The organism is Salmonella sp. HY31 (assembly GCF_042604575.1).
Taxonomy (GTDB): domain Bacteria; phylum Pseudomonadota; class Gammaproteobacteria; order Enterobacterales; family Enterobacteriaceae; genus Salmonella; species Salmonella diarizonae.
Window position 1 is genome coordinate 1,851,420 of the sequence record NZ_CP170479.1, and the last position, 26,401, is coordinate 1,877,820.

25 protein-coding genes and 2 pseudogenes are annotated in these 26,401 nt (G+C 53.9%); 19 read left to right on the forward strand and 8 right to left on the reverse strand.

What is annotated here, in order from left to right; translation table 11 throughout:
• Positions 1-71: 71 nt before the first annotated feature.
• The 3 genes and pseudogenes from ACE15A_RS08620 to mdtH form a co-directional block, all read right to left on the reverse strand.
• Positions 72-633: pseudogene (locus ACE15A_RS08620) on the reverse strand (lipoprotein).
• Positions 634-757: 124 nt separating this feature from the next.
• The gene (grxB, locus tag ACE15A_RS08625; RefSeq protein WP_023248212.1) at positions 758-1,405 is read right to left on the reverse strand and encodes a glutaredoxin 2; all 648 of its coding nucleotides are present in this window, start codon (positions 1,403-1,405) and stop codon (positions 758-760) included.
• A 63-nt stretch (positions 1,406-1,468) separates the two neighbouring features.
• Positions 1,469-2,677: pseudogene (gene mdtH / locus ACE15A_RS08630) on the reverse strand (multidrug efflux MFS transporter MdtH).
• Between the two features lie 236 nt (positions 2,678-2,913).
• Between mdtH and rimJ the strand changes: the two are divergent.
• The 4 genes from rimJ (at position 2,914) to murJ (ending at position 6,947) form a co-directional block, all read left to right on the forward strand.
• Positions 2,914-3,498 (forward strand): ribosomal protein S5-alanine N-acetyltransferase, encoded by a 585-nt coding sequence (rimJ, locus tag ACE15A_RS08635; protein ID WP_000468203.1) that lies wholly within the window; start codon positions 2,914-2,916, stop codon positions 3,496-3,498.
• 39 nt (positions 3,499-3,537) lie between these two features.
• A complete protein-coding gene (locus ACE15A_RS08640) occupies positions 3,538-4,185 on the forward strand; it encodes a YceH family protein (RefSeq protein ID WP_023248214.1) in 648 nt (215 codons plus the stop codon).
• Position 4,186: 1 nt separating this feature from the next.
• Entirely contained in the window at positions 4,187-5,110 is a 924-nt protein-coding gene (locus ACE15A_RS08645; RefSeq protein WP_053509531.1) for a Gfo/Idh/MocA family protein, read from the forward strand.
• 301 nt (positions 5,111-5,411) lie between these two features.
• Positions 5,412-6,947 (forward strand): murein biosynthesis integral membrane protein MurJ, encoded by a 1,536-nt coding sequence (gene murJ / locus ACE15A_RS08650; RefSeq protein WP_023248216.1) that lies wholly within the window; start codon positions 5,412-5,414, stop codon positions 6,945-6,947.
• Positions 6,948-7,029: 82 nt separating this feature from the next.
• Here murJ and flgN read toward each other — a convergent pair whose 3' ends face one another.
• From flgN to flgA, 3 genes are all read right to left on the reverse strand, one after another.
• Positions 7,030-7,452, reverse strand: coding sequence for a flagella biosynthesis chaperone FlgN (flgN, locus tag ACE15A_RS08655; RefSeq protein ID WP_000197544.1), 423 nt, complete (start codon positions 7,450-7,452; stop codon positions 7,030-7,032).
• A gap of 4 nt (positions 7,453-7,456) precedes the next feature.
• Positions 7,457-7,750, reverse strand: a complete 294-nt coding sequence (gene flgM, locus ACE15A_RS08660; protein WP_023248217.1) for a flagellar biosynthesis anti-sigma factor FlgM — start codon at positions 7,748-7,750, stop codon at positions 7,457-7,459.
• A gap of 91 nt (positions 7,751-7,841) precedes the next feature.
• Positions 7,842-8,501, reverse strand: a complete 660-nt coding sequence (flgA, locus tag ACE15A_RS08665; RefSeq protein WP_023248218.1) for a flagellar basal body P-ring formation chaperone FlgA — start codon at positions 8,499-8,501, stop codon at positions 7,842-7,844.
• A gap of 157 nt (positions 8,502-8,658) precedes the next feature.
• Between flgA and flgB the strand changes: the two genes are divergently transcribed.
• From flgB to flgL, 11 genes are all read left to right on the forward strand, one after another.
• Positions 8,659-9,075, forward strand: coding sequence for a flagellar basal body rod protein FlgB (gene flgB / locus ACE15A_RS08670; RefSeq protein WP_023184862.1), 417 nt, complete (start codon positions 8,659-8,661; stop codon positions 9,073-9,075).
• Between the two features lie 3 nt (positions 9,076-9,078).
• On the forward strand, positions 9,079-9,483 hold the full coding sequence (gene flgC, locus ACE15A_RS08675; protein ID WP_023248219.1) for a flagellar basal body rod protein FlgC: 405 nt from the start codon (positions 9,079-9,081) through the stop codon (positions 9,481-9,483).
• Positions 9,484-9,494: 11 nt separating this feature from the next.
• On the forward strand, positions 9,495-10,193 hold the full coding sequence (gene flgD / locus ACE15A_RS08680; protein WP_023248220.1) for a flagellar hook assembly protein FlgD: 699 nt from the start codon (positions 9,495-9,497) through the stop codon (positions 10,191-10,193).
• A 26-nt stretch (positions 10,194-10,219) separates the two neighbouring features.
• Positions 10,220-11,437: a flagellar hook protein FlgE gene (gene flgE / locus ACE15A_RS08685; RefSeq protein ID WP_053509529.1), complete on the forward strand. Its 1,218-nt coding sequence runs from the start codon at positions 10,220-10,222 to the stop codon at positions 11,435-11,437.
• Positions 11,438-11,457: 20 nt separating this feature from the next.
• Positions 11,458-12,213, forward strand: a complete 756-nt coding sequence (locus ACE15A_RS08690) for a flagellar basal body rod protein FlgF (protein ID WP_129382401.1) — start codon at positions 11,458-11,460, stop codon at positions 12,211-12,213.
• A 13-nt stretch (positions 12,214-12,226) separates the two neighbouring features.
• Positions 12,227-13,009 carry a flagellar basal-body rod protein FlgG gene (gene flgG, locus ACE15A_RS08695; protein ID WP_000625851.1) on the forward strand — a complete coding sequence of 261 codons (783 nt, stop codon included), beginning with the start codon at positions 12,227-12,229 and terminating at the stop codon, positions 13,007-13,009.
• A gap of 56 nt (positions 13,010-13,065) precedes the next feature.
• Positions 13,066-13,764, forward strand: coding sequence for a flagellar basal body L-ring protein FlgH (gene flgH, locus ACE15A_RS08700; RefSeq protein ID WP_023248223.1), 699 nt, complete (start codon positions 13,066-13,068; stop codon positions 13,762-13,764).
• Between the two features lie 11 nt (positions 13,765-13,775).
• Positions 13,776-14,873 (forward strand): flagellar basal body P-ring protein FlgI, encoded by a 1,098-nt coding sequence (locus tag ACE15A_RS08705; RefSeq protein ID WP_023248224.1) that lies wholly within the window; start codon positions 13,776-13,778, stop codon positions 14,871-14,873.
• Positions 14,873-15,823 (forward strand): flagellar assembly peptidoglycan hydrolase FlgJ, encoded by a 951-nt coding sequence (flgJ, locus tag ACE15A_RS08710; protein WP_023248225.1) that lies wholly within the window; start codon positions 14,873-14,875, stop codon positions 15,821-15,823. The genes ACE15A_RS08705 and flgJ overlap by 1 nt, the downstream gene beginning before the upstream one ends.
• Positions 15,824-15,887: 64 nt before the next feature.
• Positions 15,888-17,549 carry a flagellar hook-associated protein FlgK gene (gene flgK, locus ACE15A_RS08715; RefSeq protein WP_129382402.1) on the forward strand — a complete coding sequence of 554 codons (1,662 nt, stop codon included), beginning with the start codon at positions 15,888-15,890 and terminating at the stop codon, positions 17,547-17,549.
• Positions 17,550-17,563: 14 nt separating this feature from the next.
• A complete protein-coding gene (gene flgL / locus ACE15A_RS08720; RefSeq protein ID WP_053509527.1) occupies positions 17,564-18,517 on the forward strand; it encodes a flagellar hook-associated protein FlgL in 954 nt (317 codons plus the stop codon).
• A gap of 257 nt (positions 18,518-18,774) precedes the next feature.
• Here flgL and rne read toward each other — a convergent pair whose 3' ends face one another.
• Positions 18,775-21,978 (reverse strand): ribonuclease E, encoded by a 3,204-nt coding sequence (rne, locus tag ACE15A_RS08725; protein WP_053509525.1) that lies wholly within the window; start codon positions 21,976-21,978, stop codon positions 18,775-18,777.
• A 573-nt stretch (positions 21,979-22,551) separates the two neighbouring features.
• Between rne and rluC the strand changes: the two genes are divergently transcribed.
• Positions 22,552-23,505, forward strand: a complete 954-nt coding sequence (gene rluC, locus ACE15A_RS08730) for a 23S rRNA pseudouridine(955/2504/2580) synthase RluC (protein WP_023248229.1) — start codon at positions 22,552-22,554, stop codon at positions 23,503-23,505.
• A 108-nt stretch (positions 23,506-23,613) separates the two neighbouring features.
• Here the strand turns inward: rluC and ACE15A_RS08735 are convergent, their stop codons facing one another.
• Positions 23,614-24,198 (reverse strand): nucleoside triphosphate pyrophosphatase, encoded by a 585-nt coding sequence (locus ACE15A_RS08735; protein WP_023248230.1) that lies wholly within the window; start codon positions 24,196-24,198, stop codon positions 23,614-23,616.
• Between the two features lie 197 nt (positions 24,199-24,395).
• On the opposite strand from ACE15A_RS08735, the gene yceD reads away from it, so the two are divergent.
• The 3 genes from yceD (at position 24,396) to plsX (ending at position 26,356) form a co-directional block, all read left to right on the forward strand.
• Complete coding sequence (gene yceD, locus ACE15A_RS08740; RefSeq protein WP_053509523.1) at positions 24,396-24,917, forward strand: 23S rRNA accumulation protein YceD; 522 nt, start codon at positions 24,396-24,398, stop codon at positions 24,915-24,917.
• A gap of 51 nt (positions 24,918-24,968) precedes the next feature.
• Positions 24,969-25,142 (forward strand): 50S ribosomal protein L32, encoded by a 174-nt coding sequence (gene rpmF, locus ACE15A_RS08745; protein WP_000290727.1) that lies wholly within the window; start codon positions 24,969-24,971, stop codon positions 25,140-25,142.
• Positions 25,143-25,276: 134 nt separating this feature from the next.
• A complete protein-coding gene (gene plsX / locus ACE15A_RS08750; protein WP_001518286.1) occupies positions 25,277-26,356 on the forward strand; it encodes a phosphate acyltransferase PlsX in 1,080 nt (359 codons plus the stop codon).
• Positions 26,357-26,401 lie beyond the last annotated feature (45 nt).

Consider the following 26,401-nt stretch of genomic DNA (forward strand, 5'->3'; position numbering starts at 1 on the left):
CGGAAACAAAGGATAAGCGGAAACGTTTTCGTTTGCACGTAAAAAAAAGGGCGCGAGCGCGCCCTCCGATATCAATTGGTGAAAGGAATAACGATTTCACCAGGTTTAACTTCAATACCTTTCGCGAATTTCTTCGCTAACGCTTCGCCTTTACTACTGTCCTCACGCAACACGTAAGCGGGCTGCTGGTTAAAGTAGTTACGTAAAGACTGATTTAAATAGGGCAGGAGCGTTTGTAGCACAGATTGCATCTTCTCCGGCGTCACGGTGGCGTCTACTACTTCCATCTCCTGAAGATAGATGGCGCCTTTTTCTTTATTAAAGACCGGCAGAGCTTTTAGCTTGAGCTTCATCGTCGCTTTTTGACTGCCGAAGAGGGAATTCATATCCAGCCTGGCATCGCCAGTGAGGGTGACTTTATTAGGCTCTTCCCGACCAATCTGGCTGGCAAGATTAGTCAGTACGATATGCGCGTCGGCAATGCCGGGCAGACCAATATCTTTTGAGAAATTATTCCGTTTTTCAAGCGCTTGATTAATTTCTTGTTCACTAATGGTGTATTGCGTAAGTTGATTACAACCCACTAACAGGCTCGCTAACTACGAGCGCAGCGGCAAAAAAAAACTTTTTCATGGCGTTCCTCAACATGTTGCCTGTGCCCTAATCCTGACATAAAGCAGCATGTCGCGCCAGCGGACATGACGCCAGTAGAAAAAGCTGAAAAAGGCGGCAAGAGAGGGGTGCCGCCTGGCGGGCGTTAGATAGCCATTGAGGAGAGTAAATTAATTTGCGTCTGCTTCGCCATATTATCGCGATAGTCCGCGACTTTCGTCGGCCAGTGGATACCGGCGACCAGCGTCAGATTACGCAGAAGCGGAAACAGATGAATATCATCTTCTGATAATTCGCCGTTAACGGCGTTAGGCTGTACGATAAGTTTATCCAGCGAGCGTAAATCATCGCCGATCTTTTTAATCAGTCCGGCAGAGTGGGCTAGATGGTTGTCAAAACTGCCGGATGAGGCTTCTTTTTTGCGGATAAAATACTGGCGCGCCGCAGGGGTAGAAAATTCATCGAAAGCGGATTTTGCAAATCGCGGTAGCAGTAACTGATTAACGTAACCGTTAACTTTGCGCAACCACTCTTCAATGGCAGGATTGCGTTTCCCGGTCAACAGCGGTTTACCGTCGGAGTTGTCGATATAATGTACAATATCCATACTTTCAGGAAGATAGCGGCTATCATCTTTTTGCAGGATGGGCACCATCTTTTGACCAATCATCCGGGTGGGCGTCGCCTCGTCGTCATTTTGTAACACGTTAAGTTCAACGGGGATGTTCTTCAGGCCGAAAATCATGCGGGCTTTAGCGCAGAAAGGGCAATGATCGTAAATATAAAGCTTCACGTTTCTCCTCCATTTGACTGTCGGTTCCTGACCAGTATGGAGGAGATAACGGCAGGTATCAAATCAGGCGCCGGGTTCCAGCATACGGCGCGGCGTGCGCTTATGACTAAATTGCCAGCCTAAAGCTAAAAAGGTGATAAAGCCGATAATACCGAGCATCATTCACGGTAGTTCAGGCTGCGCAAGCGCTTTACCCACATCAAACAACCAGCCGCCGCCGATATAACCAATCGCGCCGCCAATGGCTAATCCCAGACGACTAAAGCCCATATAGCTTCCCCGCGCCCGTGCGTCTGCTAGCGACGCGCTGAGCGTTTCGCGCGCCGGTTCGGCGATAACCGAGCCGATGTAGAAAACGCAAATAAGCGTAAAAAGCTGCTGTAAATTGCCTACCATCCCGATGGGGATCATGCTCAGCGACATGACGAACAAACCGGCCATCAGCCGATGCTCCAGCCGAAAACGCTTTTCGCTCCAGCGAGCAATCGGGTAGAGCAACGTCAGCGAGAGACATGCCTCGATAGCGTACATCCATTTCACGGCAGCAGGCGAACCGGCGATATCGTTTACCATAATCGGCAGCATTAACATGACTTGTACCGCCAGCATGTAATAGCCCGCCAGCGTCAGCACGTAGGTGACAAACCGTTTATCGCTCATGACGCGGCGCATTCCTTCTCGCACCGGCGTCCTGACCGTTGATAGCTTCCAGGCCGGAAGCAACCATGCGTTGAAAATGGCGCATAATATGAACAAAATAGCGCCCGTCGCGCAGACCAGGCGAAAATCGTATTGTAGCAACCAGCTTCCCAGCAGCGCGCCAATCACCGCGCCCGCGCTGTCCTGCATCATCAACAGAGAGAAGAAGCGGCCCCGTTGCTCCGGGCGGATTAATTTGACCACCAACGCTGAGCGCGGCGGGTCGAAAAGCGTACCACCGAGACCGGAAAGAATGCAGGAAAACCATAAGAGCCAGGGCTCATGCGCGATGCCCATGGTGGCAAAGCCTGCGGCGCGCATCAGCATACCGGTGACAATCATCGGTTTCGCGCCAAAGCGATCGGCAATGGCGCCGCCAAAAATGCCCAGTTCTTGTTGAATAAACTGGCGCAGGCCGAGCGCGATCCCTACCATCACCGCAGCCCACCCCATTTGATCGACAAAGCGAATGGAGATGAGCGGGAAGACAACGAAAAAACCCAGCACTACTAACATGTTATCGATGAGAAGAAAATATTTACCCAGGTTCCTCGCCTGCGAGACGCGCGACATTTCCCCTCCCGGGAAACAAAAGATGAGCGTCTACTATTCTGCGGCTGCGTTTTGTTTTTTCCTACCGTTAGCGGGACAATATTTTTTTATCAAAAGTCCTTTTTAATCGAGAGTTTTCATCAAAATGTGGCAGCAATTCAAAAAATGACGATTTGCGCTTTTCACAGAGCCTGGTTGCGCAGGTATAGTAAGGTTACTGGCGTGCTGAAGACGTTACAGGAAGGAGTAAGTATAGAATGTTTGGCTATCGCAGTAACGTGCCAAAAGTGCGCTTAACCACCGACCGTCTGGTGGTGCGTTTAGTGCATGAGCGTGATGCCTGGCGTCTGGCCGATTATTACGCGGAAAATCGTCATTTTTTAAAACCGTGGGAGCCGGTCCGAGATGAAAGTCATTGTTATCCTTCAGGGTGGCAGGCGCGTCTGGGAATGATCGGTGAATTTCACAAACAGGGCTCCGCCTTCTATTTCGCGCTGCTTGATCCGGAAGAAAAAGAAATTATCGGCGTGGCGAATTTTTCCAATGTGGTGCGCGGTTCTTTTCATGCCTGCTATCTGGGCTATTCCATTGCGCAGAAGTGGCAGGGGCAGGGGCTGATGTTTGAAGCCTTAACCGCTGCGATTCGCTATATGCAGCGCACTCAGCATATCCACCGTATCATGGCGAACTATATGCCGCACAACAAACGTAGCGGCGCGCTGCTTGCGCGGCTTGGTTTTGAGAAAGAAGGTTATGCGAAAGATTACCTGTTGATTGATGGACAATGGCGCGATCATGTACTGACGGCATTAACGACGCCGGAATGGACGCCAGGACGTTGAGCGGCTTACCGGGCGAGTGAAAGCGAAAGGGAGAAAACGATGAAATATGAATTAACCGCCACTGAAGCGCGAGTGATTGGCTGTCTGCTGGAAAAGCAGGTAACAACGCCGGAACAGTATCCGCTCTCCGTTAACGGCGTGGTGACGGCCTGCAACCAGAAAACTAACCGTGAACCGGTGATGAACCTGACGGAACAGGCGGTACAGGAACAGCTCGATAACCTGGTAAAACGCCATTTCTTACGTACGGTCAGCGGGTTTGGCAATCGCGTCACAAAATATGAACAGCGTTTCTGTAATTCCGAGTTTGGCGACCTGAAACTTAGCGCGGCGGAAGTGGCGCTTGTCACCACGCTGCTGCTGCGCGGTGCGCAAACGCCCGGCGAGTTGCGCAGCCGGGCGTCGCGGATGCATGAATTCAGCGACATGGCGGAAGTTGAATCCACGCTGGAGCGGCTTGCCAGCCGTGAGGATGGCCCGTATGTCATCCGTCTGGCGCGTGAACCGGGTAAGCGTGAAAGCCGCTATATGCACCTTTTTTGCGGCGACGTCGATGAACTGTCTCTCCAGACGCCTGCGCCGGAAAGCACGTCGGGCGATCTTCAGTCGCGCGTCGAAGCGCTGGAAAGCGAAGTGGCGGAGTTAAAGCAGCGGCTGGATTCTTTGTTAGCTCACCTGGGAGAGTAATGTGAGAACATTACGGATTGGCATTGTCGGATTAGGCGGTATTGCGCAGAAGGCCTGGCTGCCGGTATTAACCCACACCGCCGGATGGACGTTACAGGGCGCCTGGTCTCCCTCGCGGGATAAAGCCTTACGTATCTGCGAAAGCTGGCGCATACCATATGTGGATTCGCTGGCGAATTTAGCGTCCGGCTGTGATGCGGTCTTCGTCCACTCCAGCACCGCAAGCCATTATGCCGTGGTCAGCGAACTTCTCAACGTCGGCGTCCATGTCTGCGTGGATAAACCACTGGCGGAAAATTTACGTGATGCCGAGCGGCTGGTGGCGCTGGCGGCGCAAAAAAAATTGACGCTGATGGTTGGCTTTAACCGCCGTTTTGCGCCGCTGTACCGCGAGCTGAAAACGTGCCTCGGTGCCGCGGCGTCACTGCGTATGGATAAACATCGTACCGATAGCGTCGGGCCGCACGACTTACGTTTTACTTTGCTCGATGACTATCTGCATGTCGTGGATACCGCTCTGTGGCTGGCGGGCGGTGAGGCGCGCCTGGCCAGCGGCACGTTACTCACCAGCGAGTCCGGCGAAATGCGCTATGCGGAACATCATTTTTCAGCCGACAAACTACAAATTACCACCAGTATGCACCGGCGCGCCGGAAGTCAGCGTGAATCGGTCCTGGCCGTCACCGACGGCGGGCTGTATGACGTGACGGATATGCGTGAATGGCGCGAAGAGCGCGGGCAAGGTATTCTCATCAAACCCATTCCGGGCTGGCAAACGACGCTTGAACAGCGTGGTTTTGTCGGATGCGCACGGCATTTCATTGATTGCGTGCAAAATCAGACGGTTCCGGAAACGGCTGGGGATCAGGCGATTCTGGCCCAGCGCGTCGTGGAGGCGCTGTGGCGGGACGCCATCAGCGAATAATCCTCTGTAACATCTGGCGGTAGTAATTCATCGTAATCCAGGTACTATACCCTAAATAATTCGAGTTGCAGGAAAGCCAACGCACATGCACCTCGAAGTATGACGGGTATATATGCCCACTCTACATAATACCTCTTTTCACAGTGAATAATGGCAAACCGTGGGGAGTCTGTAGGCCTGATAAGACATTTTAACGTCGCCGTCAGGCGCGGTGATACAGCCGGATACGGCAGAAATGCGTTATCCGGTCGATGGATCAGCCATACAGGAGTTTTACGCCAGGGTCTGGAATACAAAAGAAATGAATTTATTGAAATCGCTGGCTGCCGTCAGCTCGATGACTATGTTTTCACGCGTTTTGGGTTTTGCCCGTGATGCGATTGTCGCCAGAATTTTTGGCGCAGGAATGGCGACCGACGCCTTTTTTGTGGCGTTTAAACTTCCCAATCTACTACGCCGAATCTTTGCCGAAGGCGCTTTTTCTCAGGCTTTTGTGCCGATCCTGGCGGAATATAAGAGCAAGCAGGGTGAAGAGGCGACGCGGATCTTTGTCGCTTACGTTTCCGGCCTGTTGACGCTGGCGTTAGCCGTCGTGACGGTGGCCGGTATGCTGGCCGCCCCGTGGGTCATTATGGTAACCGCGCCGGGTTTTGCCGATACTGCTGATAAATTCGCGCTGACGACGCAACTGCTGCGGATTACGTTTCCCTATATTCTGCTGATCTCGCTGGCTTCGCTGGTTGGCGCCATTCTCAACACCTGGAATCGCTTCTCTATTCCCGCTTTTGCGCCGACATTTCTTAATATCAGCATGATCGGTTTTGCGTTATTCGCCGCGCCATACTTTAATCCGCCGGTGCTGGCGTTAGCCTGGGCAGTCACCGTCGGCGGCGTGCTGCAACTGGTGTATCAACTTCCGTATTTGAGAAAGATCGGTATGCTGGTGTTGCCGCGCATTAACTTTCGCGATACCGGGGCGATGCGGGTGGTCAAACAGATGGGACCAGCGATCTTGGGCGTTTCTGTCAGTCAGATCTCCCTTATCATCAATACGATTTTCGCCTCGTTTCTGGCCTCCGGCTCGGTCTCATGGATGTACTACGCCGATCGGTTGATGGAGTTCCCGTCCGGCGTGTTGGGCGTGGCGTTGGGGACCATCCTGTTGCCGTCATTGTCGAAAAGCTTTGCCAGCGGCAATCATGATGAGTACTGTCGCCTGATGGACTGGGGGCTGCGTCTGTGTTTTTTACTGGCGTTGCCGAGCGCGGTAGCGTTAGGCATTCTGGCGAAGCCGCTGACGGTCTCGCTATTTCAGTACGGTAAATTCACCGCCTTTGATGCGGCGATGACGCAGCGGGCGTTAATCGCCTATTCGGTGGGACTGATTGGCTTGATCGTCGTAAAAGTGCTGGCTCCGGGCTTCTATTCTCGCCAGGATATTAAAACGCCGGTGAAAATCGCCATAGTGACGTTAATTATGACCCAGTTAATGAACCTGGCGTTTATTGGACCGCTGAAACACGCCGGGCTATCGCTCTCTATTGGGCTGGCGGCATGTCTCAATGCGTCTCTGTTATATTGGCAACTGCGCAAACAGAATATCTTTACGCCACAACCGGGTTGGATGTGGTTTCTGACGCGTCTGATCATTTCCGTACTGGTGATGGCCGCCGTGCTGTTCGGCGTGTTGCATATTATGCCGGAGTGGTCGCAAGGGTCTATGTTATGGCGTTTGCTGCGTTTGATGGCGGTAGTGATCGCGGGTATTGCGGCCTATTTCGCTGCGCTTGCCGTGCTGGGCTTTAAAGTGAAAGAGTTTGTACGCCGGACAGCGTAAATTCAGTGCCTGATAGCGCTGCGCTAATCAGGCCTACAAAGCATTCAGGCCGGAAAGGCGCAACGTCGCCATCCGGCAATGATTAGATAGAAATTTTTTTACCGCCGCGGTGAGAGACGGAAGTCTGGCCGTTAGCCCCGTATAGGGTAGGCTCCTGGTGCGGTTTCAGTACCTCCAGCGCCTGTTGATTACGCTCTATTTGCCCTTCCAGCAGCCAGCCGTTGTGCTGGTTGAGGTCGCGCAGATGCTGCGTTTTTTCGGTAATCGCCTGCCAGCGCTCCGCAATGTCATCGTTTGCGCTACGCTGCGCATTCTGCTCCAGACGGCGCTGTTGTTCCAGATAATCCAGCGTCGCCAGCAACGAGCTTTTTTCTTCTGTAATACGCTGTAGCTGGCTGCCGTTAATCTGGCCTACGGAAAGCTGTTGTTGTTCTGCATCCATCACCGTCTTCAGGTCATTCAGGACGGCGGTCATCTGGTCAAGTATTTCTGACAAACGAGTCATACGCTTATTTACTCTGTAAGTAGCTCTGTGCCTCGCGAATGAGCGAGTCTGCTATTTTTCCCGTATCCATTTTTAACTCGCCGTTACGGATAGCCGTTTTTAATGCTTCGACGCGTTCCATATTAATATCGCTGGTGCCTGGCTGCATGAGCTTCGCTTGCGCGTCGCTTAACTTTACGCTGGCGCTCGTCGCGGTAGACGTTTTTTCCTGACGCGTTTTTTGTACCGGCGTGTCGCTGGTATCTCGCGTCTGGACAGTGCTAACGGGTTTCAAAGGTGAGGTACGGTCAATGCTCATTTATTTATCCTCATCGAGGGTTACGTTGTAGCGGCCAGCTACCATCATGGTTGAATATCTCATCGGCAGCCGCGACAAAATCTTTATACAATTATAGGTTAATAAGAATATTCCCATCAGAATCGACGGTTCCACTCACGATTTGACCCGATGTCATGCGCACGCGCGCATTCTGCGCGACGGCGGCATTATTCATTGCCTGACCTTCCGCATTGACGCTAAAACCCTCGCCATTGGCGATGACCTGTACTCGTTGACCCGCTTTGACGCGCCAGGCCTGACGTATCATCGTAAGCTGCACTGGCTGCCCGGGAGCGAGATCACGCAAACTGACGGCATCCTGAATCTGATGGATATCCAGTACCGTCCGCGGCGGTAACTGATCCAGCCTGCCACGTTTTAACGTGACGTTGGTCGACGTCAATTTTCCGCCGCGCGCGACGGGCGCGGCAACGGCGACATAATTGCCGGTCGCCTGCACACTCACCTGCAAATAACGTTTTTCATTGGCGCAGCGCGCCACCACGTTGACGTTACCCCATAGCTTCGCGTTGCCTGTCATGCTGAAGGTTGGCTGTTCACAGCTCGGCGGCAGAGTAGGCGGTGAACGGAGCGTTACAACGACCTCATCGCTGAAGCCAGCCAGACGCTGGGAAAACCACGTTGTCAACTGGGCGTTGATGTCCTGCGCCATTGCCAGGGGGCTGAATAGCAAAGCCGCCACGGCGAATCCTCGTTTTACCGTTTGCATAGTTACCTCCCCCTGGTTGATGTAATGACAGGATTCTACCCGTGTGAAGCAAGCATCAACGCAATAAATAGCGACGCATTTTGCGTTTATTCCGGCGATAACGCGCGCGTGAAGAGATTTAAGCTGTCGGCTGAATTTTGTCATTTGCGGAGGAGATATGCTCGACAGGCTCGATGCCGCCTTACGATTTCAGCAGGAAGCGCTAAATCTGCGCGCGCAACGTCAGGAAATATTAGCGGCGAATATCGCCAATGCCGATACGCCGGGGTACCAGGCGCGCGATATTGATTTTGCCAGTGAGTTAAAAAAAGTGATGGTGCGCGGACGGGAAGAAACCGGCGGCGTCTCGTTGACGTTGACTTCCTCTCACCATATTCCCGCCCAGGCGGTCTCTTCTCCCGCAGTGGATCTGCTTTACCGCGTCCCCGATCAACCTTCTCTGGATGGCAACACCGTGGATATGGACAGGGAACGTACGCAGTTTGCGGATAACAGTCTCAAATATCAGATGGGGCTTACCGTTCTGGGTAGCCAACTCAAGGGCATGATGAATGTGCTACAGGGAGGAAACTAATTCGTGGCGCTGTTAAACATTTTTGATATCGCCGGATCGGCGCTTACCGCACAGTCCAAGCGGTTGAACGTTGCGGCCAGTAACCTGGCGAATGCGGATAGCGTCACCGGACCAGACGGTCAGCCTTATCGCGCCAAACAGGTGGTTTTTCAGGTGGACGCCTCGCCGGGTCAGGCCACTGGCGGGGTAAAGGTCGCCAGCGTGATTGAAAGCCAGGCACCGGAAAAGCTGGTCTATGAGCCAGGCAACCCGCTGGCGGACGCTAACGGTTACGTCAAAATGCCCAACGTCGATGTGGTCGGCGAAATGGTCAATACGATGTCAGCCTCGCGCAGCTATCAGGCAAACGTCGAAGTCCTGAATACCGTAAAAAGCATGATGCTTAAAACGCTGACATTAGGCCAGTAAAGGAGGCGCGTATGTCTATTGCCGTAAATATGAATGATCCGACCAACACGGGCGTCAAAACGACGACCGGCAGCGGTTCGATGACTGGAAGCAATGCTGCCGATCTGCAAAGCAGTTTCTTGACCTTGCTGGTCGCGCAATTGAAGAATCAGGACCCGACTAACCCCTTACAAAATAATGAGTTAACTACACAGTTGGCGCAAATCAGTACCGTGAGCGGCATTGAAAAACTGAATACGACGCTGGGGGCTATTTCCGGGCAAATCGACAATAGTCAGTCGCTACAGGCGACCACGCTGATTGGACATGGCGTTATGGTGCCTGGCACCACAATTCTGGCGGGTAAAGGCGCGGAAGAAGGGGCCGTTACGTCCACAACGCCGTTTGGCGTGGAATTGCAACAACCCGCGGACAAAGTGACGGCAACCATTACCGATAAAGATGGTCGGGTGGTACGTACGCTGGAGATCGGCGAGCTGAAAGCCGGGGTACATACCTTTACCTGGGATGGTAAGCAAACGGACGGAACAGCGGTACCGAATGGTTCTTACAACATTGCGATTACCGCCAGTAATGGCGGGACACAACTGGTAGCGCAACCGCTGCAATTCGCTCTGGTGCAGGGCGTGACGAAGGGCAGCAACGGCAACCTGTTGGATCTCGGTACCTACGGCACCACCACACTCGACGAAGTTCGGCAAATAATCTAAGCCCTTACACTTATCAGGAGTCAGTCATGTCTTTTTCTCAAGCGGTTAGCGGCCTGAACGCCGCGGCCACCAACCTTGATGTTATCGGTAATAACATCGCCAACTCCGCCACCTATGGCTTTAAATCCGGTACGGCATCGTTTGCCGATATGTTCGCTGGTTCAAAAGTGGGGCTGGGCGTAAAAGTAGCGGGGATTACCCAGGATTTTACCGACGGTACGACAACGAACACCGGTCGCGGGCTGGACGTCGCGATTAGCCAGAACGGTTTTTTCCGCCTGGTGGACAGCAATGGTTCCGTTTTCTATAGCCGCAACGGCCAGTTCAAACTGGACGAGAACCGTAATCTGGTCAATATGCAGGGGATGCAGTTGACCGGCTATCCGGCCACCGGTACGCCGCCGACTATTCAGCAGGGGGCGAATCCTGCGCCGATCACCATTCCGAACACGCTGATGGCGGCGAAATCGACCACCACCGCGTCAATGCAGATCAACCTGAACTCAACGGACCCTGTACCGTCTAAAACGCCCTTTAGCGTGAGTGATGCGGATTCGTATAACAAAAAAGGGACCGTCACCGTTTATGACAGCCAGGGTAATGCCCATGACATGAACGTCTATTTTGTTAAAAGCTCTACTAAAAATAATGAATGGGCTGTGTACACCCATGACAGCAGCGATCCGACAGCCGCCGTGCCAACGGCGGCTTCTACAACGCTGGTGTTTAATGAAAACGGGATCCTGCAATCCGGCGGTACGGTTAACATCACTACCGGTACGATTAATGGCGCGACGGCGGCCACATTCTCCCTCAGCTTCCTTAACTCCATGCAGCAGAACACCGGGGCTAACAACATCGTCGCCACTAATCAGAACGGCTATAAGCCTGGCGATCTGGTGAGCTACCAGATTAACAACGACGGCACCGTGGTAGGGAACTACTCCAACGAGCAGGAACAGGTGCTGGGGCAGATTGTGCTGGCTAACTTCGCCAACAACGAAGGTCTGGCATCCCAGGGCGATAACGTCTGGGCGGCGACGCAGGCTTCCGGGGTAGCGCTGTTGGGAACCGCCGGTTCCGGCAACTTCGGTAAGCTGACGAATGGCGCGCTGGAAGCCTCTAACGTGGATTTGAGTAAAGAGCTGGTGAATATGATCGTCGCGCAGCGTAACTACCAGTCGAATGCGCAGACCATTAAAACCCAGGACCAGATCCTCAATACTCTGGTTAACCTGCGCTAAGCGCCTGACGGGATAGCTTAATGGATCACGCAATTTATACCGCCATGGGGGCGGCCAGTCAGACGCTTAACCAGCAGGCGGTAACGGCCAGCAACCTGGCTAACGCCTCAACGCCGGGTTTTCGCGCGCAGCTCAATGCGCTACGCGCGGTGCCCGTTGATGGCCTCTCTTTAGCGACGCGCACATTGGTTATGGCGTCGACACCGGGGGCGGATATGACCCCAGGCCAGTTGGACTACACCTCCCGCCCGCTGGATGTCGCACTACAGCAGGACGGCTGGCTGGTAGTGCAAGCGGCGGACGGTGCTGAAGGATATACCCGTAACGGGAATATCCAGGTGGGCCCGACTGGACAGTTAACCATTCAGGGACATCCGGTTATCGGAGAAGGCGGCCCGATTACCGTTCCTGAAGGGTCGGAAATCACCATTGCGGCAGACGGCACGATCTCCGCGCTCAACCCCGGCGACCCGCCGAACACGGTGGCGCCCGTTGGGCGACTGAAGCTGGTCAAAGCGGAGGGCAATGAGGTACAGCGGAGCGATGATGGTTTATTCCGCCTTACCGCCGACGCACAGGCCGAACGCGGGGCGGTACTGGCCGCCGATCCATCTATTCGCATTATGTCGGGCGTACTGGAGGGCAGTAACGTTAAGCCAGTTGAAGCCATGACCGACATGATCGCCAACGCACGTCGTTTTGAAATGCAGATGAAGGTTATCACCAGCGTTGATGAAAACGAAGGGCGAGCTAACCAACTGCTGTCGATGAGTTAATACAGGACATTTTATGATCAGTTCATTATGGATCGCCAAAACCGGCCTGGACGCGCAGCAAACCAATATGGATGTGATTGCCAATAACCTGGCAAACGTCAGTACCAATGGTTTTAAGCGTCAGCGCGCGGTATTCGAAGATCTGTTGTACCAGACCATCCGCCAGCCGGGCGCGCAGTCGTCCGAGCAGACGACGCTGCCTTCCGGGCTGCAAATCGGTACCGGCGTGCGTCCGGTCGCCACGGAGCGTCTGCACAGCCAGGGTAACCTGTCGCAGACCAACAACAGTAAAGATGTGGCGATTAAAGGGCAGGGCTTTTTCCAGGTCATGCTGCCGGACGGTACGTCAGCCTATACTCGCGATGGTTCCTTCCAGGTGGACCAGAACGGCCAACTGGTGACGGCGGGCGGTTTTCAGGTGCAGCCGGCAATTACCATTCCGGCCAACGCGTTAAGCATCACGATTGGCCGCGACGGCGTGGTAAGCGTGACCCAGCAGGGGCAGGCCGCGCCGGTTCAGGTCGGGCAGCTTAATCTGACTACCTTTATGAACGACACCGGGCTGGAAAGCATCGGCGAGAATCTCTATATCGAAACGCAATCGTCCGGCGCGCCGAACGAAAGTACGCCGGGGCTCAACGGCGCGGGGCTGTTGTATCAAGGGTATGTCGAAACGTCGAACGTTAACGTGGCGGAAGAGCTGGTGAACATGATTCAGGTTCAACGCGCCTATGAAATTAACAGTAAAGCAGTATCGACGACCGATCAGATGCTGCAGAAACTGACGCAACTCTAAGGGGTCGCCGGTGGGGTGAAGACGCCACCGGCTCCCTGATTTTGAAGATGAAGGTAATGCAAAAATACGCGCTTCACGCTTACCCATTAATGGCCCTGGTGGTCGCGACGCTGACAGGATGCGCCTGGATACCCTCCAGGCCGCTCGTGCAGGGGGCGACCACGGCGCAGCCGATTCCGGGCCCGGTGCCAGTGGCGAATGGCTCTATATTTCAGTCTGCGCAGCCGATTAATTATGGCTATCAGCCGCTTTTTGAAGATCGTCGACCGCGTAATATCGGCGATACGCTCACGATTGTGTTACAGGAAAACGTCAGCGCCAGTAAAAGTTCGTCGGCAAATGCCAGCCGCGACGGCAAAACCAGCTTTGGTTTTGATACGGTACCGCGTTATCTGCAGGGATTATTCGGTAATTCCCGCGCAGATATGGAGGCCTCAGGCGGCAACTCTTTTAACGGTAAAGGCGGCGCGAATGCCAGCAATACCTTTAGCGGCACGCTGACCGTGACCGTCGATCAGGTTCTGGTTAATGGCAATTTACACGTCGTGGGTGAAAAACAGATCGCGATTAATCAGGGAACGGAATTCATCCGCTTCTCCGGCGTGGTAAATCCACGCACCATCAGCGGCAGCAACTCCGTACCCTCGACACAGGTAGCGGATGCGCGGATTGAATATGTCGGTAACGGCTATATTAACGAAGCGCAAAATATGGGCTGGCTGCAACGTTTCTTCCTTAATTTGTCGCCGATGTAAGCGAGGTGTATGTGTTTAAAGCTCTTGCAGGAATCGTTCTGGCACTGGTTACCACTCTGGCGCACGCCGAGCGTATCCGGGATCTGACCAGTGTCCAGGGCGTGCGGGAAAACTCGCTGATCGGCTACGGGCTGGTGGTCGGGCTGGACGGTACGGGCGACCAGACGACTCAGACGCCATTTACCACCCAGACGCTCAATAACATGTTGTCACAACTGGGGATTACGGTCCCTACCGGCACCAACATGCAGTTAAAAAACGTGGCGGCGGTGATGGTGACGGCGTCGTATCCGCCTTTTGCGCGACAGGGACAAACGATTGATGTCGTTGTTTCCTCAATGGGGAACGCTAAAAGTCTGCGCGGCGGGACATTATTAATGACGCCATTAAAAGGAGTGGACAGCCAGGTGTATGCCCTGGCGCAGGGGAATATTCTGGTCGGCGGTGCGGGCGCTTCCGCAGGCGGCAGTAGCGTGCAGGTTAACCAGCTTAACGGCGGGCGCATCACTAACGGCGCGATTATCGAACGCGAGCTGCCGAGTCAGTTCGGCGCTGGCAACACCATTAATCTGCAATTGAACGACGAAGATTTTACGATGGCGCAGCAAATTACCGACGCTATCAATCGCGCCCGCGGTTACGGCAGCGCCACTGCGCTTGATGCGCGAACGGTACAGGTACGCGTACCCAGCGGCAATAGCTCGCAGGTGCGTTTTCTGGCGGACATTCAAAATATGGAAGTTAACGTGACGCCGCAGGATGCAAAAGTCGTGATCAACTCGCGTACTGGTTCGGTGGTCATGAATCGGGAAGTCACGCTGGATAGCTGCGCCGTGGCGCAGGGCAATTTGTCAGTGACGGTCAACCGCCAGCTCAACGTTAACCAGCCTAATACGCCATTTGGTGGCGGCCAGACCGTGGTGACGCCACAGACTCAAATAGATTTGCGCCAGAGCGGCGGATCGTTACAAAGCATTCGTTCCAGCGCCAATTTGAACAACGTAGTGCGCGCGCTAAATGCGCTTGGTGCGACGCCGATAGATCTGATGTCGATTTTGCAGTCCATGCAGAGCGCGGGCTGTCTACGCGCCAAATTGGAAATTATCTAATGATTGGTGACGGTAAATTGTTGGCCAGCGCGGCCTGGGATGCGCAATCTCTGAACGAACTCAAAGCGAAAGCGGGCCAGGACCCGGCGGCGAATATCCGTCCGGTGGCCCGTCAGGTGGAAGGGATGTTTGTTCAGATGATGCTGAAAAGTATGCGCGAGGCTTTACCCAAAGATGGCTTATTCAGCAGCGATCAGACGCGTCTGTATACCAGCATGTATGACCAGCAGATCGCCCAGCAGATGACCGCCGGCAAGGGACTGGGGCTGGCGGATATGATGGTTAAACAGATGACCAGCGGGCAAACGATGCCTGCGGATGACGCCCCGCAAGTACCGCTTAAATTCTCACTGGAAACGGTAAACAGCTATCAAAATCAGGCACTGACCCAACTGGTGCGCAAGGCGATGCCGAAAACGCCGGACAGCAGCGACGAACCGCTCTCCGGTGACAGTAAAGACTTTCTGGCCCGGCTTTCGCTCCCGGCGCGGCTGGCCAGCGAACAAAGCGGGGTGCCGCATCATCTGATTCTGGCGCAGGCGGCGCTGGAGTCCGGCTGGGGGCAGCGGCAAATCCTGCGGGAGGACGGCGAACCCAGTTATAACGTGTTTGGCGTGAAAGCTACCGCCAGTTGGAAAGGACCGGTGACGGAAATCACCACCACCGAATACGAAAACGGCGAAGCGAAAAAAGTGAAAGCGAAATTCCGCGTTTATAGCTCGTATCTGGAGGCGTTATCGGATTATGTCGCGCTGTTAACACGTAATCCACGCTACGCCGCTGTGACCACCGCCGCCACGGCGGAGCAGGGTGCCGTGGCCTTGCAAAACGCCGGATACGCTACCGACCCGAATTACGCGCGTAAATTAACCAGCATGATTCAGCAGTTAAAAGCGATGAGCGAAAAGGTCAGCAAAACCTACAGCGCGAATCTCGATAATCTCTTTTAAATTGCTCAAGTCCACACAGTAGCTGCCGATAACAACGAGTATTGAAGGATTAAAAGGAACCATCATGTCCAGCTTGATTAATCACGCCATGAGCGGGCTTAACGCCGCGCAGGCCGCGTTAAGTACGGTCAGTAATAACATCAACAATTATAACGTTGCGGGTTATACCCGGCAGACAACTATTCTGGCGCAGGCAAACAGTACGTTAGGGTCTGGCGGCTGGATAGGTAATGGCGTTTACGTTTCCGGCGTACAGCGTGAATATGATGCGTTTATCACCAATCAGCTACGCGGCGCGCAAAACCAGAGTAGTGGATTGAGCACGCGCTATGCACAAATGTCGAAAATCGACAACTTGCTGGCCGATAAATCCAGCTCACTGTCTGGCTCGTTGCAGAGCTTTTTTACCAGTCTGCAAACGTTAGTCAGTAACGCGGAAGATCCTGCGGCGCGTCAGGCGTTGATTGGTAAAGCGGAAGGGCTGGTAAACCAGTTCAAAACCACCGATCAGTATCTGCGCGATCAGGATAAACAGGTCAATATCGCGATTAGTTCCAGTGTGGCGCAAATCAATAATTATGCTAAGCAGATAGCTAACCTGAACGATCAAATCTCCCGTTTGACGGGCGTAGGCGCGGGCGCATCGCCGAACGACCTGCTCGATCAGCGTGACCAGTTAGTCAGCGAGCTTAACAAGATTGTTGGCGTCGAGGTGAGCGTACAGGACGGCGGCACCTATAACCTGACGATGGCCAATGGCTATACGCTGGTGCAGGGTTCGACGGCGCGTCAGTTGGCGGCAGTACCCTCCAGCGCCGACCCGACACGAACGACTGTCGCTTATGTCGATGAGGCCGCAGGTAACATCGAAATTCCAGAAAAGTTGCTGAATACCGGCTCGCTCGGCGGGCTACTGACGTTCCGCTCTCAGGATCTGGATCAGACTCGTAATACACTGGGCCAGTTGGCGCTGGCATTTGCCGATGCATTCAACGTGCAGCATACCAAAGGTTATGACGCTGACGGCAATAAAGGGAAAGACTTCTTTGGCATTGGCTCGCCGGTGGTGTATAGCAACAGTAATAATGCGGATAAAACGGTATCGTTAACCGCTGAGGTGGTCGATAGCACGAAGGTTCAGGCGACGGATTATCAGATTGTTTTTGACGGTACAGACTGGAAGGTTACTCGCCTGGCGGATAACACCACCTTCACGGCGACAAAAGATGTTGACGGAAAACTGGAGATTGACGGTCTGAAAGTGACGGTGGGCACCGGCGCGCAGAAGAACGACAGTTTCCTTCTGAAGCCGGTCAGTAATGCTATCGTCGACATGAAAGTTAAAGTGACGAATGAAGCCGAGATTGCGATGGCTGCCGAGTCAAAACTCGATCCTGATGTGGATACCGGCGATAGCGATAACCGCAATGGCCAGGCGTTGTTGGACTTACAAAACAGCAAGGTAGTGGGCGGCAACAAAACCTTTAACGATGCCTACGCCACGCTGGTCAGCGATGTGGGTAACAAAACGTCAACGCTGAAAACCAGCAGCACCACGCAGGCGAATGTGGTTAAACAGCTTTATAAGCAGCAACAGTCGGTTTCCGGCGTTAATCTAGACGAAGAGTATGGCAATTTGCAGCGTTATCAGCAGTATTATCTGGCGAATGCGCAAGTATTGCAGACCGCGAACGCGCTGTTTGATGCGTTACTGAACATTCGCTAAGGGAGAAGGATGACATGCGTATCAGTACCCAGATGATGTATGAGCAAAATATGAGCGGCATCACTAACTCTCAGTCCGAATGGATGAAGTTGGGCGAGCAGATGTCTAGCGGTAAGCGCGTTATCAATCCATCTGACGATCCGATCGCCGCGTCGCAGGCGGTGGTGCTCTCCCAGGCGCAGGCACAGAATAGCCAGTACGCCCTGGCGCGTACTTTTGCCACCCAAAAAGTTTCGCTGGAAGAAAGCGTACTCAGTCAGGTGACGACGGCGATTCAAACCGCACAGGAAAAAATTGTCTATGCCGGAAACGGCACGTTAAGCGACGATGACCGCGCTTCGCTGGCGACGGATTTACAGGGTATCCGCGATCAGTTGATGAACCTGGCAAACAGTACTGACGGTAATGGTCGCTATATCTTCGCCGGGTATAAAACGGAAGCGGCGCCTTTCGATCAGGCGACGGGGAATTACCATGGCGGTGAGAAAAGTGTTACCCAGCAGGTGGATTCCGCACGCACGATGGTGATTGGCCATACGGGAGCGCAAATTTTTAATAGCCTTACCAGCAATGCAGTGCCGGAACCTGATGGCACGGACTCTGAAAAGAATTTGTTTGTCATGCTTGATACGGCGATTGCAGCGCTCAAAACGCCGGTGAAAGGCAATGATGTGGAAAAAGAAAAGGCTGCCGCCGCCATTGATAAAACGAATCGCGGCTTAAAAAACTCGCTTAATAATGTCCTGACCGTTCGTGCGGAACTGGGGACGCAACTGAGCGAACTCAGTACGCTGGATGCCCTGGGAAGTGACCGTGCGCTGGGGCAGAAGCTGCAGATGAGCAATCTGGTGGATGTGGACTGGAACTCGGCCATCTCCTCCTACGTGATGCAACAGGCGGCATTACAGGCCTCCTATAAAACGTTTACCGATATGCAGGGAATGTCGCTTTTCCAGTTGAACCGGTAACATCTCTTTTTGAAACATATCACGAAACTGGATATGTTTTGTCTGCCCGCGCCATCCACCCCGGCGCGGGCATTTTTTTAGTCGTTATACTGTCGCGCCCGTAGCGACGCCATCCGTACGGTTTATTATCCAGTCCGATTTCGTAAGCGCCTTGAGTGACTAAAAGACGCCATGGGGGGATGCGTTGCCCTGATGCACTGCCCTGCAAGGGGCATAAAAAAGCCGACCTGGTGGTCGGCTTTGTATCAGCGGTTACCTCATTCTACCGGCTGTGGACGTGTCGCCGGAGCGCTGGCGTGACGCGTGGCGCTGTGTCCGCCTGCGGCGCCTTTACCTTCAAAGTGGAAGGAAGGGCGATGCCAGTCGCTATGGTGCGGGGCTTCCGGCACATATTCCGGCGCTGGCGCACGCGTCATTGGCGCGCTGGCGTGGTTATGATCGTCAACGCAGACAACATCCTGCGTCTTTTTCTCTACCTGGGTCGGTGCGATAACGGTTTCTTCTGCCGTGTGCTCCACAACAGCCGCTTCCGCTTTTGTCTCTTCTTCTGGCTCGACAACGACAACCTCAGCCACGTTTTCAGCAACCGTAATGGACGTGTCGGCGGTTTCTGCTGCTGGTTCGGCGTCAGCAATAACCTCTTGCGCCACCGGCGTATCGCTTTCGGCAATCAGTTGCGGCTGCTCATCAACCGACGCGGCAATCACTTCCGGATGCGTTGTCTCGATATCGACGGCTTCTGGTGCCTGTGGTTCGGCGACGATCTGCGGCTCAACGGCAACATTTTCTACTGCCTGTACCGACGTTTCTGGTTCGAACGCCACGGTCGCAGCGATAACCTGCTGTTCAGGGACGACAGCTTGTGGCAGCGCCAGTTCCACTTCACGCTGCTCTTCAACCTGCGTTTCCTGAGGACGAACAATCGGGTAGCGGACCCAGACTTTACCGGATGCCATTTCCGGCGACGCGCAGGCGACGGTTAACGGCATCGGCGATTGTGTCGGATAGCGTTCGTCACGATAGCGACGACGACGCTGACCGCTTACGCGCAGGTGGCGCGGAGAACGGCGGGAGCGACGCGGCATGCCAGTATTATCGCGAGGTTCTACACTATCGTCCTGCTCCGTTGCGATATCGGCAACGACCGGTAAATCGACTTTCGCCAGTTCGGTACGCGGCGCTGAAACGGGCTGTTCAACGTTTTCAACCGGGCGCGGTTCGTCGACGACGACTGGCGTGTCAACCGTTTCAACCGCCGCACTGTTAGTAAAGCGGACTTTCTGATTAAGCTGACGCTGCTTACGGCGCGGCTGAACCTGCTGAACGCGCTCTTCCTGTTCGGTCTCCTGGACAGGCTGCTCTTCGCGGTTAAGCGCTTTTACTTCCTGCTGCGCCTGGCGCTTGTCATCATTGCGGCGGCGGTTGCGTTCGCGACGCGGCGTCTGTTGCTGCTCATCGCCGGTTTTCGCTTTTTCCGCCGTTTCCTGCTGGCGGGTATCGCGCGCTTCTGCATTTTGCTGCTGTGCCTGGCGACGGTTACGACGATTATCGTCGCGGATCTCGCTGCCATCACGCTCGGCACGGTTATCACGGGTGTCACGGCGTTCGTTGCGATCGCGACGGTTGTTCTGCCGAGGCTTGCGACGATCCTGCTGACGTTCCGGTTTTTCTTCCGCTTTCGGCGCGGCTTTTTCGACGGTTTTCGTCTCTTCATCACCGCTGAACAGTTGTTTCAGTGCGTTAAGGAAACGGCTAAACAGACCCGGCTGTGCAGGCTGCGCGGCGGTAACATTGTCCTTTTTCGCCGTGGCGACGCTAACCGCCGGTTCGGCAGGCGTCGGCGCCGGAGGCACATCTGGCATAGCGAACGTCGCCAGCGCAGGCTGTTCCGGGCGTTTACGCTCGGCGTACTCTTCTTCAGAAGGCAGCGCCATCGCTTCTTCGTGCAGTTTCGGCAGCATGTAGCTCAGGGTCGGCGTTTCTTCCCCTTTGCGTACGCGCAGCACGGAATAGTGCGGCGTTTCCATCTGATCGTTCGGGACGATGACACAGCGGACGCCATCCTGACGCGTCTCAATAGCGTTAACTGCCGTCCGCTTTTCGTTAAGCAGATAAGAGGCGATCGGCACCGGAACAATGGCATGGACTTCCTGCGTATTCTCTTTCAGCGCTTCTTCTTCAATCAGGCGCAGAATAGACAGCGACAGAGATTCGTTATCGCGCACGGTGCCGGTACCACTACAGCGCGGACACACGTGATGGCTGGATTCGCCCAGCGACGGACTCAGGCGCTGACGAGACATCTCCAGCAGGCCGAAGCGGGAAATATGACTAATCTGAATACGCGCCCGGTCCTGACGCACCGCTTCACGCAGGCGGTTTTCTACCGCGCGCTGGTGACGTACCGGCGTCATATCGATAAAGTCGATAACGATCAGGCCGCCCAGGTCGCGCAGACGCAGTTGGCGGGCAATCTCGTCGGCCGCTTCGAGGTTGGTGTTGAACGCGGTTTCTTCGATATCGCCGCCGCGAGTTGCGCGAGCGGAGTTGATATCGATGGCGGTTAACGCTTCGGTGCTGTCAATGACGATGGAGCCACCGGACGGCAGGCGCACTTCACGCTGGAATGCCGATTCGATCTGCGATTCGATCTGGTAATGGCTGAACAACGGGATTTCACCGGTGTACAGCTTAATTTTGCTGGTAAAATCCGGGCGGCCCAACGCGGCGATATGCTGACGCGCCATTTCCATCACTTTTGGGTTGTCGATCAGGATTTCACCGATATCCTGACGCAGATAATCGCGAAACGCGCGTACGATGACGTTGCTTTCCTGATGGATCAGGAACGGCGCAGGACGACTTTCAGCGGCTTTCTGAATGGCTTCCCAGTGTTTCAGGCGGAAGCTTAAATCCCACTGCAACGCTTCTGCGGATTTACCCACGCCCGCGGTACGCACAATAAGCCCCATTCCTTCAGGGAGCTCCAGGCTGGCCAGCGCTTCTTTTAACTCGGTACGATCGTCACCTTCAATGCGGCGGGAAATACCACCCGCGCGCGGGTTATTCGGCATCAAAACCAGGTAGCTGCCCGCCAGACTGATAAAGGTGGTTAACGCCGCGCCTTTGTTGCCGCGTTCTTCTTTATCGATTTGAACAATGACTTCCAGGCCTTCACGTAACACATCTTTGATGTTCGGGCGACCATGAGCGCTGTAGTTAGCGGGGAAATATTCGCGGGCAATTTCTTTTAACGGGAGGAAACCGTGACGTTCTGCGCCGTAATCAACAAAAGCCGCTTCCAGGCTCGGTTCAATACGGGTAATTTTGCCTTTATAGATGTTTGCTTTTTTCTGCTCGTGTCCGGGGCTTTCTATATCCAGATCGTACAGACGCTGCCCATCTACAAGGGCGACGCGCAACTCTTCCTGCTGAGTCGCGTTGATTAACATTCTTTTCATCGTAACTTACTCATTATTCTTACGTTGACGACTAAGCTGCGGGCATGGTGACGCCTTACCGGGCATGAACCGATGGCCTCGTGACTATTTCGCGTCGCCAACCTCACGGTTATCGTCAGCTCAAAGAGGCGCAGAGTGTCGGTTGCCTGTATTTCATACGGAAACACAGCGCAATTATCAGGGAAGCAGCCTGGGCATTACTCTCCAGAGAAGATCCTATCTACCGGTAAGGACTGCAACCCGCAGCCCGCTAACTGTCTGAAAAATCAATACGTCTTACGCCATTGCTGCGTTGATGATCGGTCAGACAAAATGGGTTATTCCGCTAAACTTTTTGTTTTAACAAGTTTCGGTGCGGAAACCGCATCATTATTCCACTGCTAACCTTGTTATAGCAAGATGACTTTTACCATTTATCACCCGCTTACTCACAGTTTTTTCACCAGCGCGAGCCGATCGCTTTAATAACCAGCAAAACCGCAGTGAAAAATGTTCATCCGCTGGCGTAGACGTTAATATAAGCATAGAAAAATGTGTGGCGCGAATCTCGCAGGCTATTTAGAATCGCCCCCCATGAAAACAGAAACGCCATCCGTAAAAATTGTTGCCATCGCCGCTGACGAAGCGGGGCAACGCATTGACAACTTTTTGCGCACCCAACTGAAAGGGGTACCAAAAAGTATGATTTATCGCATCTTGCGTAAAGGCGAGGTGCGGGTGAACAAAAAACGCATCAAACCGGAATACAAGCTGGAAGCGGGCGATGAAGTCCGCATTCCGCCGGTTCGCGTTGCTGAACGCGAAGAAGAGGCCGTGTCGCCGCATTTACAAAAAGTGGCGGCGTTGGCTGACGTCATTTTGTATGAAGACGACCATATTCTGGTGCTGAATAAGCCTTCCGGCACCGCCGTACACGGCGGGAGCGGGTTAAGTTTCGGCGTCATCGAAGGGTTACGGGCGTTGCGTCCGGAAGCGCGATTCCTGGAACTGGTGCATCGTCTCGACCGCGATACCTCCGGCGTGCTGTTGGTGGCGAAAAAACGCTCCGCGCTGCGTTCGCTGCATGAGCAACTGCGCGAGAAGGGAATGCAAAAAGATTATCTGGCGCTGGTGCGCGGTCAGTGGCAATCGCACGTCAAAAGCGTGCAGGCGCCGTTATTAAAGAACATTCTGCAAAGCGGTGAGCGCATTGTTCGCGTGAGCCAGGAAGGCAAACCGTCAGAAACCCGCTTTAAGGTGGAAGAGCGCTATGCGTTCGCCACGCTGGTGCGCTGTAGCCCGGTAACGGGCCGTACGCATCAGATTCGCGTGCATACCCAATATGCCGGTCATCCTATTGCGTTCGACGATCGCTACGGCGATCGGGAATTTGATAAGCAACTGGCGGGTACGGGATTATCGCGTCTATTTCTTCATGCCGCCGCGCTGAAATTCACCCATCCGGGGACAGGCGACGTATTGCGCATTGAAGCGCCAATGGATGACCAGCTTAAACGGTGTTTACAGGTATTACGTAAGCCTGCCTGACGCGTTTGTAGACCGGATAAGCTGCTTACAGCGTTATCCGGTAAGAAAGTGCCTGATGGTGACGCTTGCGTGTCTTTATCAGGCCTACAGTGCTACAAACTTCTCCGACTATGCGTTAAGCGGGTTCATCTCTTCCCGTCTGAGCATCTGGCACAGGGCAATAAGCGGCAATCCGATCAGCGTATTCGGATCGCGGCCCTCTAAACGTTCAAATAATGCAATGCCTAAACCTTCGCTTTTAAAACTTCCCGCGCAGTGCAGCGGATGCTCTTTGCGGACATAGTCGTCTATTTCCACTTCGCTTAAATGGCGAAAATGAACGTCAAAAGGCTCCACTTCGGTTTGTAAGTGTCCGGAGGCGGAGTTATACAATGCCAGTCCGGTATAAAACGTCACAATATTTCCGCTGGCTTTGGCTAATTGCTGACGCGCTTTTTCTTCCGTCAGCGGTTTGCCGGTAATTTCACCGTCCAGAACGCAAATTTGATCGGAGCCAATAATCAAATGATTCGGGAAACGCGCGGCGAGCGATTGCGCTTTAGCCTGTGCCAGACGTAACACCAACTGACGCGGCGCTTCGCCCGGCATAGGGGTTTCATCAACGTCCGGCGCGGCGCATTCGAAAGGAATAGTCAGTTTTTCCAGCAGCGCGCGACGCCAGGGAGAGGTAGACGCAAGGATGAGGCGGGGCATATTTTTTCCCTCAGATATAGCGTAATGATGAGAGCCATCTTAAACTATGCTCTTCGGTCTTCAAGCCTGTCATACTGACTCGTCTTGAGCGAAAATAAGTCTATAACCCGCAATGTGTGCGAATTATTGGCAAAAGGCAACCGCAGGCTGCCTTTTTCTTTGACTATATGACGTTACGAAGTTAATATGCGCGCCCTATGCAAAAGGTAAAATTACCCCTGACTCTTGATCCGGTTCGTACCGCTCAAAAACGCCTTGATTACCAGGGTATCTATACCCCCGATCAGGTTGAGCGCGTCGTCGAATCCGTAGTCAGTGTGGACAGTGATGTGGAATGCTCCATGTCGTTCGCTATCGATAACCAGCGTCTCGCCGTTTTAACCGGCGATGCGGTAGTTACGGTGTCGCTCGAATGCCAGCGTTGCGGGAAACCGTTTACCCATCAGGTTCACACAACGTATTGTTTTAGCCCTGTTCGTTCCGACGAGCAGGCTGAAGCACTGCCGGAATCGTATGAGCCGATTGAGGTAAACGAATTCGGCGAAATCGATCTGCTTGCAATGGTTGAAGATGAAATCATCCTCGCCTTGCCAGTAGTTCCGGTGCATGATTCTGAACACTGTGAAGTGTCCGAGGCGGACATGGTCTTTGGCGAACTGCCTGATGAAGCGCAAAAGCCAAACCCATTTGCCGTATTAGCCAGCTTAAAGCGTAAGTAATAGGTCTTCCCCGCGGACGCAGGGATAAACCGTAATTGAGGAGTAAGGTCCATGGCCGTACAACAGAATAAACCAACTCGTTCCAAACGTGGCATGCGTCGTTCCCATGACGCTCTGACCGCAGTCACCAGCCTGTCTGTAGACAAAACTTCTGGTGAAAAACACCTGCGTCACCACATCACTGCCGACGGTTACTACCGCGGCCGTAAGGTCATCGCTAAGTAATCGCGCGTTACTCAATGCCTTTTGCATCACAGGTGCGCCTGTGGTGTAAAAGCCGAAGAGTACAAGCGTGATAAAGCTTAGTGAGGATTTCTCCGCGTAAGCGGAGAAACACCGAACCAGGCAGCGACGATACCTTGACACGTCTAACCCTGGCGTTAGATGTCATGGGGGGCGATTTTGGCCCTTCCGTGACGGTGCCTGCAGCATTGCAGGCACTGAACGCTAATTCGCAGCTCACTCTTCTTTTAGTCGGGAATCCCGATATTATCACGCCATTACTTGCCAAAGCTGACTTTGAACAACGTTCGCGTCTGCAGATTATCCCTGCACAGTCAGTTATTGCCAGTGATGCCCGGCCTTCGCAGGCGATCCGCGCCAGTCGCGGGACATCCATGCGTGTGGCCCTGGAGCTTGTGAAAGAAGGCCGAGCCGAAGCTTGCGTTAGCGCCGGTAATACCGGGGCGCTGATGGGGCTGGCGAAATTATTGCTCAAGCCTCTTGAGGGGATTGAGCGTCCGGCGTTGGTGACGGTATTACCGCATCAGCAAAAGGGCAAAACGGTAGTGCTTGATTTGGGTGCCAACGTCGATTGCGACAGTACCATGCTGGTGCAGTTTGCCGTGATGGGCGCCGTTTTGGCGGAAGAGGTCGTCGGGATCAAAAATCCCCGCGTGGCGCTACTCAATATCGGGGAAGAAGAAACCAAAGGCCTCGACAGTATTCGCGAAGCCTCTTTAATGCTAAAAACAGTCCCAACCATCAACTACATCGGCTACCTTGAGGCGAATGAATTACTGACGGGAAAAACCGATGTACTGGTGTGTGACGGCTTTACAGGCAATGTCACACTTAAAACGATGGAAGGTGTTGTCAGAATGTTCCTTTCACTGCTGAAATCACAGGGCGAGGGGAAAAAACGGTCGTGGTGGCTGCTGTTATTAAAACGTTGGTTACAAAAAAGCCTGACGAGGCGATTCAGTCACCTCAACCCCGACCAGTATAATGGCGCCTGTCTGTTAGGATTGCGTGGCACGGTGATAAAAAGTCATGGTGCAGCCAATCAGCGAGCATTTGCAGTCGCGATTGAACAGGCAGTGCAGGCGGTGCAGCGACAAGTTCCTCAGCGAATTGCCGCTCGCCTGGAATCTGTATACCCAGCCGGATTTGAACCGCTGGACGATGGCAAAGGCGTAAACCTGCGGGCGCACAGATAATAACGCTGTGTTCCCGGCGCCGCCAGCGTGCCAGACGTTTACAGG